Annotated in this window: 15 protein-coding genes; 13 read left to right on the forward strand and 2 right to left on the reverse strand. The window is 61.7% G+C overall.

Going from position 1 to position 16,487, the window contains the following annotated elements:
- Positions 1 to 5: 5 nt before the first annotated feature.
- Positions 6 to 2,588, reverse strand: a complete 2,583-nt coding sequence (locus KY495_RS19580) for a [protein-PII] uridylyltransferase (protein WP_219880997.1) — start codon at positions 2,586 to 2,588, stop codon at positions 6 to 8.
- 3 nt (positions 2,589 to 2,591) lie between these two features.
- Positions 2,592 to 3,422: a type I methionyl aminopeptidase gene (map, locus tag KY495_RS19585; protein ID WP_219880998.1), complete on the reverse strand. Its 831-nt coding sequence runs from the start codon at positions 3,420 to 3,422 to the stop codon at positions 2,592 to 2,594.
- Positions 3,423 to 3,737: 315 nt separating this feature from the next.
- Here map and rpsB point away from each other — a divergent pair, with 315 nt between their 5' ends.
- The 13 genes from rpsB (at position 3,738) to lpxA (ending at position 16,484) form a co-directional block, all read left to right on the forward strand.
- Positions 3,738 to 4,484 (forward strand): 30S ribosomal protein S2, encoded by a 747-nt coding sequence (gene rpsB, locus KY495_RS19590; protein WP_219880999.1) that lies wholly within the window; start codon positions 3,738 to 3,740, stop codon positions 4,482 to 4,484.
- Positions 4,485 to 4,592: 108 nt separating this feature from the next.
- Positions 4,593 to 5,501, forward strand: coding sequence for a translation elongation factor Ts (gene tsf / locus KY495_RS19595; protein ID WP_219881000.1), 909 nt, complete (start codon positions 4,593 to 4,595; stop codon positions 5,499 to 5,501).
- 103 nt (positions 5,502 to 5,604) lie between these two features.
- Positions 5,605 to 6,321, forward strand: coding sequence for a UMP kinase (gene pyrH / locus KY495_RS19600; RefSeq protein ID WP_219881001.1), 717 nt, complete (start codon positions 5,605 to 5,607; stop codon positions 6,319 to 6,321).
- A 43-nt stretch (positions 6,322 to 6,364) separates the two neighbouring features.
- Positions 6,365 to 6,925, forward strand: a complete 561-nt coding sequence (gene frr / locus KY495_RS19605; protein ID WP_219881002.1) for a ribosome recycling factor — start codon at positions 6,365 to 6,367, stop codon at positions 6,923 to 6,925.
- Between the two features lie 97 nt (positions 6,926 to 7,022).
- On the forward strand, positions 7,023 to 7,775 hold the full coding sequence (gene uppS / locus KY495_RS19610; protein ID WP_219881003.1) for a polyprenyl diphosphate synthase: 753 nt from the start codon (positions 7,023 to 7,025) through the stop codon (positions 7,773 to 7,775).
- A complete protein-coding gene (locus KY495_RS19615; protein WP_219881004.1) occupies positions 7,776 to 8,609 on the forward strand; it encodes a phosphatidate cytidylyltransferase in 834 nt (277 codons plus the stop codon). It abuts the gene before it with no gap.
- 11 nt (positions 8,610 to 8,620) lie between these two features.
- Positions 8,621 to 9,802 (forward strand): 1-deoxy-D-xylulose-5-phosphate reductoisomerase, encoded by a 1,182-nt coding sequence (gene ispC / locus KY495_RS19620; RefSeq protein WP_219881005.1) that lies wholly within the window; start codon positions 8,621 to 8,623, stop codon positions 9,800 to 9,802.
- Complete coding sequence (gene rseP, locus KY495_RS19625; RefSeq protein ID WP_219881006.1) at positions 9,799 to 11,139, forward strand: RIP metalloprotease RseP; 1,341 nt, start codon at positions 9,799 to 9,801, stop codon at positions 11,137 to 11,139. The genes ispC and rseP overlap by 4 nt, the downstream gene beginning before the upstream one ends.
- 64 nt (positions 11,140 to 11,203) lie before the next feature.
- Positions 11,204 to 13,534, forward strand: a complete 2,331-nt coding sequence (gene bamA, locus KY495_RS19630; RefSeq protein ID WP_219881007.1) for an outer membrane protein assembly factor BamA — start codon at positions 11,204 to 11,206, stop codon at positions 13,532 to 13,534.
- A gap of 37 nt (positions 13,535 to 13,571) precedes the next feature.
- A complete protein-coding gene (locus tag KY495_RS19635) occupies positions 13,572 to 14,084 on the forward strand; it encodes an OmpH family outer membrane protein (protein WP_219881008.1) in 513 nt (170 codons plus the stop codon).
- 50 nt (positions 14,085 to 14,134) lie between these two features.
- Positions 14,135 to 15,199: a UDP-3-O-(3-hydroxymyristoyl)glucosamine N-acyltransferase gene (lpxD, locus tag KY495_RS19640; RefSeq protein ID WP_219881009.1), complete on the forward strand. Its 1,065-nt coding sequence runs from the start codon at positions 14,135 to 14,137 to the stop codon at positions 15,197 to 15,199.
- Positions 15,196 to 15,696: a 3-hydroxyacyl-ACP dehydratase FabZ gene (gene fabZ / locus KY495_RS19645; protein ID WP_219881010.1), complete on the forward strand. Its 501-nt coding sequence runs from the start codon at positions 15,196 to 15,198 to the stop codon at positions 15,694 to 15,696. The genes lpxD and fabZ overlap by 4 nt, the downstream gene beginning before the upstream one ends.
- Positions 15,696 to 16,484, forward strand: a complete 789-nt coding sequence (lpxA, locus tag KY495_RS19650; RefSeq protein ID WP_219881011.1) for an acyl-ACP--UDP-N-acetylglucosamine O-acyltransferase — start codon at positions 15,696 to 15,698, stop codon at positions 16,482 to 16,484. Before fabZ ends, lpxA begins: the two co-directional genes overlap by 1 nt.
- The last annotated feature ends 3 nt before the right edge of the window (positions 16,485 to 16,487 follow it).

The raw sequence follows: 16,487 nt of genomic DNA on the forward strand, positions 1-16,487 counted from the left end.
AATCGTCATACCTTGAGCGCTTCCAGCAGATCCGTTTCAAGCTGGATCTGGGTGCGCGAATTGTTCAGTGTGGGGCCATCGACCAGGAACACGTCTTCGACCCGCTCGCCCAGTGTCATGATCTTGGCCGTATGCAGGCTGATGCGGTAGCGCGTGAGTACGCTGGCGATCGAATACAACAGCCCCGTGCGGTCATTGGCCGCAATCGACAGCAGATAGTACTGGCCCCGTTCATCCGGCCGCAGGTCCACGGTCGGCGTCATGGGGAAGGTGCGCGACAGGCGCGACAGGCGCCCGCGCGTGGGCGCCGGCAGCGGGGCCGGATTGGTCAGCAGCTCGCATACTTCATGTTCGATCAGGCTGATGATGTCGCGGTAGCTCTTGGCAAAACTCTGCTCCGTCACCAGGAAGGTGTCGAGCGCGTAGCCATGGCGCGTGGTGTGGATCTTGGCGTCGAGGATGCTGAAATTCTTGCGGTCGAAATAGCTGCAGATGCGCGCGAACAGGTCCGGCTGGTCCTGCGTGTACACCACCACCTGCAAGCCTTCCCCGATTGGCGCCAGGCGGCATTTGACCACCGGCTTGCCGCTGTCCATGCGGTCCCACAGGCAGCGCGTCTGCCAGGCGATGTCGGAGGCATCGTGGCGCAGGAAGTAGGCCACATCGAGCTGCTGCCACAGCTTGTCGTGCGCGTTGGCGTGCAGGCCGTAAAGGCGCAGCGTTGCCATGGCTTCTTCCTGGCGGTTCTTCAGTTCGCGGTCGGCCGAATGCTCTTCGCCGCCCAGCACGCGCAGGGTGATGCGGTACAGGTCCTCGAGCAGCTTGGCCTTCCACGCATTCCATACCTTGGGACTGGTGCCGCGAATGTCGGCCACCGTCAGCAGGTACAGGGCCGTCAGGTGGCGTTCATCCTTGACCGTTTTGGCAAAGGCGCCGATGACGTCCGGGTCGGACAGGTCCTGCTTTTGCGCCACCTGCGACATGGTGAGATGGTGCTCCACCAAGAACACCACCAGCTCGGTGTCGGCGCTGCCGATGCCGTGGTCTTCACAGAACTGGGCCACGTCCATGGTGCCGAGCTTGGAATGGTCGCCCCCGCGCCCCTTGGCAATGTCGTGGAACAGGGCGCCCACAAACAGCAGCCAGCGGCGCGGGAAGTTGGCAATGAGCTGGCTGCAGAACGGGTATTCGTGCGCATGCTCGGTCATGGTAAAGCGGCGCATGTTCCGCACCACCATCATGATGTGCTGGTCGACGGTGTACACGTGGAACAGGTCGTGCTGCATCATGCCCACGATGCGCCGGAAGTTGGGCAGGTAGCGACCCAGGATGCTGGTGTCGTTCATGCGGCGCAGCGCATGCACCAGCCCCACCGGCGCCTGCAGGATGCGCAAGAACAGGGCACGGTTGACCGGGTCTTCGCGGAACTTGGCGTCGATCTCGAAACGCGCGTGCCACAGTGCGCGGATGGTGCGCGCCGTCATGCCCTTGATGTGAGGGCGCTCGGTCATGAGCAGGAATACCTCCAGCACGGAGGAGGGCGTGGTGACAAAGGTGTCGTCGTCGGCGATGTCGATGAAGTCGTTGACGTCGTTGAAGCGCTCGTTAATCGGCACCACCGAGCAGCTTTGCGGGAATAGCTGCGCCTCGATATTTTGCAGCATGATGGTGTTAAGCTGCGTGACCGTCTTGGCGGCCCAGTAGTAGCGCTGCATCAGGTACTCGCTGGCGCGGCGCATGTTGATGCCTTCCCCGGTCGCCTTCAGTCCAAAGCTCTCTGCAATCGGGGTCTGCACGTCAAACACCAGCCGGTCTTCGCGCCGCCCCGTGTGCAGGTGCAGGCGAATGCGAATATCCTTGAAGGCGCGCTCCTTTTCCATCAGCTGGCGCGCCTCGGTCTGGGTGATCAGGCCGCGCGTGGCCAGCTGGCCCCAGGAATTAGCCAGCCCCGCCGCCTTGGCCACCCACAGGATCACCTGCAGGTCGCGCAGGCCGCCCGGGCTTTCCTTGACGTTCGGCTCCAGGCTGAATGCCGTGTCTTCGTACTTGGCATGGCGCAGCCGCATTTCGGCCGCCTTGGCGTTGAAGAAGGCTTGCGGGTCGAGCGCTGCCTGGTAGCGTTCCTGCAGTTGTTCAAACAGATCGGCGTCGCCCGTCACAAGGCGCGCTTCGAGCAGGCTGGTTTGCACCGTGATGTCGGCCTTCGACTCGCTCATGCACTCGTCCACCGTCCGGATGCTGCTGCCAATTTCCAGGCCCAGGTCCCACAGCATCTGCACCAGCTCTTCGAGCTTGCAGGTGGTGGCAGCGTCGGGCGGCTCGCCCAGCAAGATGAGGACATCGATGTCGGAACCGGGAAACAGCTCGCCGCGCCCGTAGCCGCCCACACCGACCAGCGCCGTATTGGCGGGCAGGCCAAGCGAGTCCCACGCTTCGGTCAGCACCGCGTCCACGCTCTGGCGCAGGCAGCGCAGGAATTTTTCCGGCATGCCCTCGCTGCGGAAGGCATCCACCAGCACTGCGCGCTCGGCCTTGAGGCGCTGCTTGAGCAGGTCGCGCAGCTGGACCTTGAGCGCGGCGGCGGTCATGACTTAAGCGGCAACGGCCGCTTGGGCTTCGGTGATAAAGGCCGGTGGCGGCGGCGAGCCGGCCGACAGCGTCAGCACTTCGTAGCCGGTCTCGGTCACCAGGACCGTGTGCTCCCACTGGGCCGAAGGCTTGCGGTCCTTGGTCTTGACGGTCCAGCCGTCGCCCATGTGGCGAATGTCGCGCCGGCCGGCGTTGATCATCGGCTCGATGGTGAAGATCATGCCCGCTTCCATGCGCTCGAGCGTGCCCGGGCGGCCATAATGCAGCACCTGCGGCTCTTCGTGGAACACCCGGCCGATGCCGTGACCGCAGAATTCGCGCACCACGCTGTAGCCATTCTTTTCGGCGTGCTGCTGGATGGCGTGGCCAATGTCGCCCAGGTGGGCACCCGGCTTGACCTTGGCAATGCCCAGCCACATGCATTCGTACGTCACTTCCGACAGGCGCTTGACCAGCTGCGAGGGCTCGCCAATGAAGAACATGCGGCTGTTGTCGCCATGAAAGCCGTCCTTGATGACGGTGATGTCCAGGTTGACCACGTCGCCGTTCTTGAGTACCTTTTCGTCCGGAATGCCGTGGCAGATGACGTCATTGACCGAGGTGCAGATGGATTTTGGATACGGCGTGTAGCCGGGCGGGCAGTAGTTAAGCGGCGCCGGGATTGAGCCTTGCACGTTGACCATGTATTCATGGCACAGGCGATCGAGTTCACCCGTGGTGACGCCGGCTTTGACAAAAGGGGTGATGTAATCGAGCACTTCGGAGCCAAGGCGGCCGGCAATGCGCATCCCTTCAATTTCTTCGGGAGTTTTGATGGAGATAATGTCGGACATAGGTGGCAATCGGCTCAAAAAAGATGACAGATGTGTAACGGCACGTAACAGCGGCACAACCTTGCCTGGTGCCCGTGCAAATATGTTGCCATTATAAGTGATGTGGCTTGCAAGGGTGTAGGCCAGGGCGGCGCAGCAGGCCGCCGCCGGAGCGATCGCCACTCTTGAACATTTACCCGATTCCGGTTAGAATGCCGGGTTGCTTGGGTGTGGTAATGCCCAATCAGACAATATTTTGTTAAATCGCGAGTCCGGTCGCAAAGGGTGCCGACAATGGTGACTGACCGGATTCCAGACCCAACCCTGGAGATTCAAATGTCCGTAACAATGCGTGAAATGCTGGAAGCCGGTGTCCACTTCGGTCACCAAACCCGTTTTTGGAACCCAAAGATGGCACCGTTCATCTTCGGTCACCGCAACAAGATCCACATCATCAACCTCGAAAAGACGATGGGGATGTATCAGGAAGCCATGAAGACGATCAAGCAGGTCGCTGCCAACCGCGGCACCATCCTGATGGTCGGCACCAAGCGCCAGGCGCGCGACATCATCGCTGCTGAAGCTGCCCGCGCCGGCGTGCCTTTCGTTGACCAGCGCTGGCTGGGCGGCATGCTGACCAACTTCAAGACCATCAAGACCTCGATCAAGCGCCTGAAGGACATGGAAGCCCAGATCGAAGACGGTTCGGTCGAGAAGCTGTCGAAAAAAGAAGGCCTGATGTTCCAGCGCGAAATGGTCAAGCTGCAAAAGTCCATCGGCGGCATCAAGGACATGGGCGGCGTTCCTGACGCAATCTTCGTTGTCGACGTTGGCTACCACAAGGGCGCCATCACCGAAGCCGGCAAGCTGGGCATTCCAGTGATCGGCATCGTCGATACCAACCACTCGCCAGAAGGCGTGACCCACGTCATCCCGGGCAACGACGACTCCTCGAAAGCGATCATGCTGTACGCCCGCGGCGTCGCTGATGCGATCCTGGAAGGCCGTGCCAATTCGTCCAACGAAGTGATGGACATGGTCAAGTCGTCCGACGAATTCGTCGAAGTGTCCGAGCAGGCTTAAATTCTCCGGCGGCCGGGTTCGTCCCGGGCTCCGCCGCAGTGATCAAAAGGGGTAGCGTCTGCTCCCCTTTTTTTTAAACAGAATGCGTAACAATCTTAGGAGAAACACATGGCAGCGATTACAGCAGCGATGGTAGGCGAACTGCGTCAGAAGACTGATGCACCAATGATGCAGTGCAAGAAGGCACTGACCGAGGCGGACGGCGACATGGCCCGTGCGGAAGAAATCCTGCGCGTCAAGCTCGGCACCAAGGCTTCCGGCGCAGCGTCGCGCATCACCGCCGAAGGCGTGGTAGCGATCTACACGGCCGGCGGCGTTGGCGCCCTGGTCGAAATCAACAGCGAAACCGACTTCGTTGCCAAGAACGATGACTTCCTGGCCCTCGGCAATGCTGCCGCGCGTCTCGTAGCCGAGCACAACCCGGCTGACGTTGCCGCCCTGCTGGCCCTGCCGCTCGACGGCAAGACCCTCGATGAAGTGCGCCTGGCCCTGATCGGCAAGATCGGCGAGAACATGACCATCCGCCGCTTCCAGCGTTTTGAAACCGCTGCCAAGCTCGCTTCGTACATGCACAACTCGCGCATCGGCGTGCTGGTAGAATTCGACGGCCCGGACGAGCAGGTTGGCAAGGATCTGGCCATGCACATCGCCGCCATGAAGCCGGCCGCGCTGTCGTCGGACCAGGTGCCGGCTGAACTGATCGAGAAAGAGCGTTCGGTCGCTGCCCTGAAGGCCCAGGAAGATGCGGACAAGGCCGTTGCCGAAGGCAAGCCGGTGCAGTCGCCGGAAATCCTGGCCAAGCGCCTGGAAGGTTCGATCGCCAAGTACCTGAAGGAAGTCTCGCTGCTGAACCAGATGTTCGTTAAGAACGACAAGCAGTCGATCGAGCAGATGCTGAAAGAAAAGAACACCACCGTGAAAGCGTTCACGATGTATGTGGTGGGCGAGGGCATCGAGAAGAAGCAGGACGACTTTGCAGCAGAAGTGGCTGCACAAATGGCTGCCTCGAAGCAGTAAAGTAGCAAAGCGGGCCGCAAGGCCCGTTTTTTTAATCCAGCGGCTTGATTGAGTCCCTGGGGAACTACCCGAATACAATCTGTCATTTATTGGAGCCCTGCACATGTCGAAACCAGCCTATAAACGCGTCCTTCTGAAACTGTCCGGCGAAGCACTGATGGGCGACGACGCGTACGGCATCAACCGCGCCACCATCGAGCGCATGGTGGCCGACGTGGCGGAAGTGGCCAAGGCGGGTGTGGAACTGGCAGTGGTCATTGGCGGCGGCAACATTTTCCGCGGTGTGGCTCCCGGGGCGCAGGGCATGGACCGCGCCACCGCCGACTACATGGGCATGCTGGCCACGGTCATGAATGCGCTGGCCCTGGCCGACGCCATGCGCCACGTGGGCATCACGGCGCGCGTGATGTCAGCCATCGGCATCGAGCAGGTGGTCGAGCCTTACGTGCGTCCCAAGGCATTGCAGTACCTGGAAGAAGGCAAGGTCGTGGTGTTTGCGGCCGGCACCGGCAATCCATTCTTTACCACCGATACGGCAGCTGCCTTGCGCGGCTCGGAAATCAGCGCCGAAATCGTGCTCAAGGCAACCAAGGTCGATGGCGTTTATACTGCCGATCCAAAGAAGGACCCGAACGCCACGCGCTACGAGTCGATCACCTTTGACGAAGCCATTTCCAAGCATCTGCAGGTCATGGACGCCACCGCCTTTGCGCTGTGCCGCGACCAGAAGCTGCCGATCAAGGTGTTTTCCATCGTCAAGCCGGGCGCCCTGATGCGTGTCGTCATGGGCGAGGACGAGGGTACACTGGTACACGTTTAATTTTCACTAGTCACATTCACTAGTACAGCTACAGGAGAGCAGCATGACTATCGCCGACGTCAAGAAGAGTGCGCAGGAGCGCATGAACAAGTCGATCGAGACCCTCAAGGCCGATCTGGCCAAGGTGCGCACGGGCCGTGCCCACACGGGTATCCTGGACCACATCATGGTCGAATACTACGGTTCGCCAACGGCGCTGACCCAGGTGGCCAACGTGACCCTGATCGATGCCCGCACCATTGGTGTGCAGCCATTTGAAAAGAAGATGCTGACCACGGTTGAAAAAGCGATCCGCGATTCCGACCTGGGCCTGAACCCGTCGGCGCAGGGCGACATCATCCGCGTGCCAACCCCGGCCCTGACCGAAGAGCGCCGCAAGGAAATGGTCAAGCTGGTCAAGGGCGAGGCGGAAGATGCGAAAATTGCTATCCGTAACATTCGCCGCGATGCCAACGAATCGCTCAAGAAGCTCGTCAAGGACAAGGCCGTGTCGGAAGACGACGAGCGCCGCGCCTCCGACGAAATCCAGAAGCTGACCGACAAGTTTGTGGTCGATGTCGACAAGCTGGTGGTAGAGAAGGAAAAGGAAGTGCTGACGGTCTAGCCGCTGCCAGCATTTCCCAGGCGTGGAAGAGGGCAGCTTCTTCCACGCTTTTGCCAGTCATCCAGCACATTTGCAGCAAAACCGTTAGCCCGCATTTATGATATTCAAGAGTTCGACGACAGCTGTACCGGAAGTGGCCACCGTGCCGCGCCATGTGGCCATCATCATGGATGGCAATGGTCGCTGGGCAACGAAGCGCTTCCTGCCGCGCGTAGCCGGCCACGTCAAGGGCGTGGAAGCCGTGCGCGACGTCGTGGAAGCCTGCGCCCTGCGCGGCGTCGAGTACCTGACCCTGTTTGCCTTTTCGTCCGAAAACTGGCGCCGCCCCGAGGAAGAAGTGTCGCTGCTGATGAAGCTATTCGTCACTGCCCTTGAGCGCGAAGTGTCCAAGATGCATGCGAACAATATCCGCCTGAAGGTGGTGGGTGACTTGTCGCGCTTTGACAGCAAGCTGCAGGACATGATTGCCAATGCCGAGCGCCGTACCGCCAACAACACGCGCCTGACGGTCTCGATCTGCGCCAACTACGGCGGACGCTGGGACATCATGCAAGCGACCAGCAAGATGATCGCGGCCAATCCCGGCATCACCAATTTTACCGAAGAGCAATTGTCGGAGCACCTGGCCATGGCCTACGCGCCCGAGCCGGACCTGTTCATCCGCACCGGCGGCGAACAGCGCATTTCCAACTTCCTGCTGTGGCAGCTGGCATACTCCGAGCTGTACTTCAGCGATACCTACTGGCCCGATTTTTCGATCGCCTCGCTCGACGAAGCGATTGCCTCGTACCAGAGCCGCGAGCGCCGTTTCGGGCGCACGGGCGACCAACTAGCCGAGAATAAGACTTAAATGCTCAAGACCCGGGTCATTACCGCTGTTGTCCTGCTCGCCGTTCTGCTGGCGGTCCTGTTTGGCGATTTTTATCCGGGCTTCGTGGCCGTGATCCTGGCCTTCCTGCTTGCCGGCATCACCGAAGGCTTCCAGCTGTTTGGCCGCTCGCGCAAGCAGTCACTGATCATCGGCGTGTTCTGGACGGCGGCCTTTGCCTACGCCTTCCTGTATCAGCAAAACCCGCAAGCTTACAAGTTGTGGTTCGTGCTCTCGACCGCGTTCTGGCTGCTGCGCTTCGTGCCCTGCCTGGCGACCGGCCTGCCGCCACTGGCCACCACGCGCAACACCGTCATCGGCTATATGTATCCGATCTCGGTCATTGCCTGCTTTGCCGCCATTGTCATGTTTTTCAAGGTCTCGGCCGTCTACCTGCTGTCGGTCATGGCGCTGGTGTGGATTGCCGACATTTTTGCCTACTTCTGCGGCAAGGCCTTTGGCAAGCGCAAGCTTGCGCCCACCATTTCGCCCGGCAAATCATGGGAAGGCGCCATTGGCGGCGGCATCTTTGTGCTCCTGATTTCGGCTGCCGTGATCCTGTTTGGTGGCGAGGCGCTGGCCGGCACCTTCGTGGTGGCTGTGCAGGCCAAGTTCGGCTGGGCCATGACGCTCCTGATCCTGATGGTCATCACCGCGGCCAGTGTCGTGGGCGACCTGTTTGAATCCCAGCTCAAGCGCCGCGCCGGCGTCAAGGACAGCAGCAATCTGCTGCCTGGCCACGGCGGCGTGCTTGACCGTATTGACGCCCTGATCCCCGTGCTGCCGCTGGCCGCGCTGATCCACACGGCGCTCTAGAAGGACCCACAATGCAACGCATCACCATTCTTGGCGCGACCGGCTCGATCGGCGTGTCAACCCTCGACGTTCTCGCGCGCCATCCCGACAAGTACGAAGTCTATGCCCTCTCGGCCCACGGCCGGGTGGACGAACTGGCCGCCCAGTGCGCCCAGTTCCGCCCCGCGCGCGCCGTGGTCGGCAGCGCCGATGCCGCCGCCCGCCTGGCTTTGTTGCTGCGCGAGCGCGGCATCAAGACCGATGTGGAATACGGCGAAGCGGCCCTGTGCGACATCGCCTCGCACAGCCAGACCGATACCGTGATGGCCGCCATTGTCGGCGCGGCCGGTCTGGCGCCCACGCTGGCCGCTGCCCGCGCCGGGAAAAAGATCCTCCTGGCGAACAAGGAAGCGCTGGTCATGTCCGGCCAGCTGTTCATGGACGCGGTGCAGGAGCACGGCGCCACGCTGCTGCCCATCGACAGCGAGCACAATGCCATTTTCCAGTCGCTGCCGCAGTCGTATGCCCGTTCGCCGCGCGGCGCCGGGGTATCCAAGATCCTGCTGACGGCTTCCGGCGGACCGTTTCTCAAGCGCGACGTCGCCACCCTGGAGCACGTCACGCCCGACGAAGCCTGCAAGCACCCGAACTGGGAAATGGGCCGCAAGATATCGGTCGATTCGGCCACCATGATGAACAAGGGCCTGGAAGTGATCGAGGCGCACTGGCTCTTCGGCGCGCCTGCCAGCCTGATCGAGGTTGTCATCCACCCGCAAAGCGTGATTCACTCAATGGTGTCGTATGTCGATGGCTCCGTGATTGCGGAGCTGGGCAACCCCGACATGCGTACGCCGATCGCCAACGCGCTGGCTTTTCCGGACCGGATCGAATCGGGAGTAGGGCAGCTGGACCTGACCGCCATCGGCACGCTGCACTTTGAAAAGCCCGATTTCGTACGCTTTCCCTGCCTGGCGCTGGCCTTTGAAGCACTGCAAGCCGGTGGCACCGCCCCCGCGCTGCTCAACGCCGCCAATGAAGTGGCGGTGGCAGCCTTCCTGGACCGCCGCATCGGCTTTCGCGATATCGACCGCGTGATTGCGCGCGTCATGCACGAGAACGAGCATGGCGCCGCCTCCAGCATCGACGCGGTCATGGCCCAGGATGCGCGCGCCCGCCGCGCGGCCACCGCCATCGTCGACGGCATCGCGAGATGAGTCTGTTGCAGACGGTGCTGGCGTTCCTGCTGGCCCTCGGTCCGCTGATCGTCTTCCACGAACTGGGTCACTACTTTGTGGCGCGCCTGTGCGGCGTGAAGGTGCTGCGCTTTTCGGTTGGCATGGGCAAGGTCGTGTGGTCGCGCAAATTCGGTCCCGATCAGACGGAATGGGCGATTTCCGCGCTGCCGCTGGGCGGCTACGTCAAGATGCTCGACGACCGCGATCCCGCCACCGCCGCCAAAACCGCCTCCGACGCGGCGCGCGAATTCACGCGCCAGAGCGTATGGCGCCGCATTGCCATCGTCGCCGCCGGGCCGATTGCCAACTTCCTGCTCGCCATTGTGGTGCTGACCGGTCTTTACATGTACGGCATGCAAGACGCCACCACCCGCCTGCGCGCCATGCCCGAGACGGCCATCGCCCACCAGGCCGGCCTGCGCGAGGGAGACCGCATCATCGCGGTCAATGGCCGTGAGATCGCCGGCTGGAGCGAGCTGCGCCTGGAAATCATGAGCGCGGCGATTGACAAGACCAGCGCGCGCCTGGAAGTGGTCCAGGCTGACGGTGGCCGTTCAAGCGCCGAGATTGCCGCTACCGCGTTTGAGAAGGTGGACCTGGAGAAGGATGTCCTGGCCCCATTGGGCCTGCAGCCGCGCCTGTCGCCCGCACAGCTGCGCACACCGCTGCCAGGCAGCGCCGCCGAACAGGCGGGCCTGCGTGAGGGCGACGTGGTGCAGGCCATCGACGGCCAGCCGGTGGTCGATGGCCTGGATCTGATACAGCAGGTACGGGCCAGCAAAGGCAGGACGGTGACGCTTGCTATCCTGCGCGACGGTGCGCCCCTCAAGGTGTCAGCGACGCCGCGCATGGATGCCAGGAGTGGCTACGCCATGCTGGGCGTGCAGACCAGTTCGCGCCCCGAGATGGTGCGCCTGCCGGCGGGGCCGGTCGAAGCGCTGGCCAAGGGCACTGCGGCCACCTGGGCCAGCGCCGTGATGCAGGTAAAACTGATCGGCAAGATCATCATGGGCGAGCTATCCTGGAAAAACATCACGGGCCCGGTGACGATTGCGGAATATGCCGGCGAGAGCGCGCGCCAGGGGCCGGAGACCTTCCTGCGCTTTCTTGCCGCTGTCAGCATCAGTCTGGGCGTGATGAATCTGTTACCAATTCCGGTTCTGGACGGTGGGCTTTTGCTGTATTATTCGCTGGAAGTTTTGGCCCGGCGTCCGCTGCCGGAGCGCGTCATCGAGTTGGCGCAGCGTGCGGGCGTGGTCATGCTGGTCATGCTGATGTCGCTGGCCTTCTTCAACGACGCCATGCGGCACATCTGAATGTGCCCCCGCATCCCCGAACAAATATGTAGGTAGTCCAAACGATAGACCATTGATTTAGCCGATGAAATTACATTCTGAACGTCTAGCCGCACCTTTCTTCCGCCGTAGCCTGGTAGCCGCCGCCGTCATGACGCTGTGCGCCGCGCCTGCCTTTGCAGTGAGCCCGTTCGTGGTCAAGGACATCCGTGTCGAAGGCATCCAGCGTATCGAAGCCGGTACCGTGTTCAGCTACCTGCCGGTGCGCGTGGGCGAAACGTTTGACGACACCAAGAGCATCACCACCATCAAGGCGCTGTACAACCTGGGCTTTTTCAAGGACGTGCGCCTCGAGGAAGACAATGGGGTGCTGGTGGTGATCGTGGAAGAGCGTCCCGCCATCTCCACCGTGGACTTCACCGGCACCAAGAATTTTGAGAAAGATGCCCTGATCAAGTCGCTCAAGGAAATCGGCATTGGCGAAACCAAGACCTTCGACAAGTCCTCGGTCGACCGCGCCGAGCAGGAACTCAAGCGCCAGTACCTGTCGCAGGGCCTGTACGGGGTCAAGATCACCACCACCGTCACGCCGATCGAGCGCAATCGCGTCACCGTCATGTTCAATGTGGACGAAGGCGAAATGGCGCGCATCCGCGCCATCAACATCGTCGGCAACACCAAGTTTACGGACAAGGAACTGCGCCAGCAGCTCCAGCTCAACACCAAGGGCTGGTTCACCTGGTACACCAAGGCTGACCAGTATTCCAAGACCAAGCTGACCGGCGACATCGAGACCATCAAGTCGTATTACCTGAACCGCGGCTACCTGGAAGCGAACGTGGAGTCGACCCAGGTCGCCATCACGCCGGACAAGAAGGATATCTATCTCACCATCAACATTACCGAAGGTGAGCAGTACCGCGTCAAGGCCGTCAAGCTTGAAGGCGAGACCTTTGGCCGCGAAGAAGAATTGCGCTCCCTGATTCTGCTGCGTCCAGGCAATATCTATTCGGGCGACCTGCTCACCGCGAGCAACAAGCTGATCTCGGACCGCCTCGGCACCTTTGGGTATGCCTTCGCCAACGTCAATGCCAATCCTGAAATCGACCGCGACAAGCGTGAAGTCACCTTCACCTTCATGATCGACCCGGGCAAGCGCGCCTACGTGCGCCGTATGAACATCGCCGGCAATACCACCACGCGCGACGAAGTCATTCGCCGCGAGTTCCGCCAGTTTGAAGGCTCTTGGTACGACGGCAACAAGATCAAGCTCTCGCGCGACCGCGTCGACCGTCTTGGCTACTTCAAGGACGTCACCATCGACACCCCGGAAGCCCAGGGCACGTCGGACCAGGTGGACGTGAACGTGACGGTGACGGAAAAGCCGACCGGTAACTTCATGATCGGCGGCGCCTATTCGCAGGCCGAGCGCTTCACCTTCAACGCCTCGATCCAGCAGGCCAACTTTGCCGGCAGCGGCACCACGGTGGGCTTCGAGATCAATACCAGCAGCTACAGCCGCACCATCGCGCTGTCGCAGGTTGACCCGTACTTCACGGCCGACGGCATTTCGCAGTCGTTCGAGCTGTACACCCGTACCACGCGGCCGCCTATCCTCAATACCGGTACCTTCAAGGTACGCCAGCACGGCGGGCGCCTCAATTACGGCGTGCCGTTCTCGGAAAACGATACCGTGTTCTTCGGCCTGGGCCTGGAACGCACCGAGATTGAAACGGACGTCAACAGCCCGCTGCGCTACCAGGCCTACGTGCGCAGCGTGAACGGTGGCGGCTCCGGCATCGGCAGCGCGCGCACCAATTCGTTCCCGCTGACGGCCCAGTGGGCACGGGACAGCCGCGACAGCGCCGTGACGCCATCCTATGGCCGCTTCCAGCGCGCCAACCTGGAAGTGGACCTGTTCGGCGACACCAAGTACTACCGCGCTGTGTACGAGCAGCAGTGGTACAAGCCGCTCACCCGCTCGATCACGCTGGCACTGCGCGGCGAAGCGGACTACGGCCGCGGCTTGCGCGGCAGCGATTTCCCGATCTTCAAGAACTTCTATGCCGGTGGTATCGGGTCGGTACGCGGCTACGAAAGTTCGTCGCTGGGCGTGGTGGATGCCCGTAATGACGCCCTGGGGGGCGCCTCGCGCGTGATCGGCAACGTGGAGCTGCAGATGCCCTTCACCAGCGGCCCGGACAAGAGCTTGCGCTGGTTCGGCTTCATCGACGGCGGCCAGGTATTCCAGGAAGGCCAGCGCTGGCGTGCCAGCGAGCTGCGCTTCTCGTCCGGCCTGGGCCTGTCGTGGATTTCCCCGGTCGGTCCGCTCAAGTTGAGTTATGCTCTGCCTTTGAACAATAAACCGGGCGACCGCCTGGAGCGCTTCCAGTTCCAGATGGGTACAGGTTTCTGATCAGTTGCACCGTTTTACTTAAAGATTGCGGAGAACTATGTTGAGAACATTGACTGCCTCGTTGCCCAAGCAGCTGGCCGTGCTGACATTGCTGGCCTGCGCGTCGCTGGCCCAGGCGCAGCCCAGCAGGGTGGGCTTCGTCTATACCGAGCGCCTCATGACCGAGTCCAAGATGGCCAAGACGGCGGACGCGAAAATCGAAGCGGAATTCTCCAAGCGCCAGAAGGCCATCCAGGAAACCATTTCGCGCTTCAAGGCCATGTCGGACAAGTTCGATGCGGAAGCGGCCAAGTTGACCGAGCCGGAACGCACCAAGCGCGCGCGCGAACTGATCGACCTCGACAAGGATGTTCAGCGCACCCAGCGCGAATTCCGCGAAGACCTCATCCAGCGCAAGAGCGAGGAACGGGCCAATATTTCGACCCGCGCCTACAAGCTGATCGAGCAGATCGCCGAGCAGGAACGGCTCGACATCGTGCTGCAGGAAGCAGCCTGGGTCAGTCCGCGCATCGATATTACCGACAAGGTACTCAAGCTGCTGGACAAGTAATTGCAGGCGTCGGCCTTGCAGGCATTCAATTTTTATTCTGAAAGACCACGATGGGCACTCGACTAGGTGAATTGGTCGAACGCTTTGGCGGCCAGCTGGCGGGCGATCCCAATCTTGAAGTAAGCGGGATCGCACCCCTGGCTGACGCGGGCGTTTCGCACATCAGCTTCCTCAGCAACAGCAAATTCCGGGCCCAGGCGGCCCAGAGCGGCGCCGCGGCGCTGATCGTATCAAGCGCCGACGATGCGCTCGTTGCCGCGACTTATACCGGTGCGCGCATCGTCACCGCCAATCCTTACGCCTACTTTGCCCGCGCGGCGCAGTACTTCGCTTCGCTCGACGAGATCGTGCCGGCCCCGGGCATCGACCCCACGGCCAGCGTGGCTCCGGGCGCGCAGATTGCGGCCAGCGCCCACGTGGGGCCCCATGTGACGGTGGAGGCGGGCGCGCAGGTGGGCGAGGGCGCCGTGATTGACGCCGGCTGCTTTGTCGGCCGCGACGCCGTCATCGGCGCGCACACGCACCTGTTTGCGAATGTGACTTTCCACGCCCGCTGCCAGATTGGCGCACGCGGCATCATCCACTCGGGCGCCGTGATCGGGACCGACGGTTTTGGTTTTGCCAATGAAGGCGGCGTGTACATCAAGATTCCGCAGACCGGGCGCGTGGTCATTGGCGACGATGTGGACATTGGCGCCAACACCACCATCGACCGCGGCGCGCTGGCCGACACCATCATCGAAGACGGTGTCAAGCTCGATAACCAGATCCAGATTGGCCACAACTGCCACATTGGCGCACACACGGCCATGGCCGGCTGCGTGGGCGTGGCAGGCAGCGCAAAAATCGGCAAGTACTGCACCTTTGGCGGCGCCGCCATGGTGCTTGGCCACCTCACCATCGCCGACAAGGTCCACATTTCGTCGGGCAGCATGGTGTCGCGCTCGATCCTGGAGCCGGGCCAGTACACCGGCTTCTATCCGCTGGCGAAAAACGCCGAGTGGGAAAAAAGTGCGGCAATCGTTCGCAACCTCGATGCCATGCGCGATAAAATCCGGGCGCTGGAAAAAACCCTCAAGACCCTTACCGAGCAATCACAGAATAACAAACCATGACGACCACCGCCGACACCGCCGACACGAGCAAGATGCTCGACATTTGCCAGATCAAGAAGCTGCTGCCGCACCGCTATCCGCTGCTGCTGGTGGACCGCGTGCTGACCTGGGAAGCCAACAAGTCGATCACCGCGATCAAGAACGTGACCGCCAATGAAGAATTCTTCAACGGCCATTTCCCGCACAAGCCGGTCATGCCCGGTGTGCTCATGATCGAAGCGCTGGCCCAGACCGCGGCCATCCTGTCGTTCCTGACCATGGGCGTGACGCCGGACGAGAATTCCGTGGTCTATTTCGTGGGCATCGACAATGCGCGCTTCAAGCGCCCGGTCGGCCCTGGCGACCAGCTCAAGATGGATGTCGAGATCCTGCGCGTTTCGCGCGGCATCTGGAAGTACAAGGCCGTGGGGACCGTGGACGGCGCGGTGGCGCTGGAAGCGGAACTGATGTGCACCATCCGCAGCTCCGCCGACGCGAGCCAGCCAGCGGGGAAGTGATGAGCAGGATTCATCCAACCGCCATCATCGACCCCAAGGCGCAGCTCGACAGCAGCGTGGAAGTGGGACCGTACTCCATCATTGGTCCGCACGTGTCGATTGATGCCGGCACCGTGGTGGGCCCGCACGTGGTCATCGAAGGCCACACCACCATCGGCAAGGACAACAAGTTCTTTCAGTTCTCGTCCATCGGCGCGGCCCCGCAGGACAAGAAGTGGTCCGGCGAAGCGACTCGGCTGGAAGTGGGCGACCGCAACACGGTGCGCGAATTCTGTACCTTCAATACCGGCACGGTGCAGGACAAGGGCGTCACCCGCCTGGGCAACGATAACTGGATTTCGGCCTATGTCCACCTGGCGCACGATTGCCAGGTCGGTAGCAACACCATTTTCTCCAACAATGCGCAGCTCGCCGGCCACGTGGAAGTGGGCGACTGGGCGATCCTGTCCGGCTACGCCGGCGTCCACCAGTTCTGCAAGATTGGGGCGCACGCCTTTATCGGCATGTACACCAGCCTGACCCAGGACGTGCCACCGTTCGTGCTGGTGTCGGGTAATCCGGCCGGCGCGCGCGGCGTCAATATCGAAGGCATCAAGCGCCGTGGTTTTACGCGGCCGCAGATCGATGCCGTGCGCGCGGCGTACAAGAATATCTACCGCAACAATCTGACGCTGGAAGAAGCCAAGGCAGTGCTGGCAAAAGACCACGCTGCAGCGGCTGAAGGCGCCGAGCAGATTGGCATGATGCTCGACTTCCTGGGAACGGCCACCCGTGGCATCGTCCGCTGATTT

This window comes from Massilia sp. PAMC28688 (assembly GCF_019443445.1).
GTDB lineage: Bacteria > Pseudomonadota > Gammaproteobacteria > Burkholderiales > Burkholderiaceae_D > Telluria_A.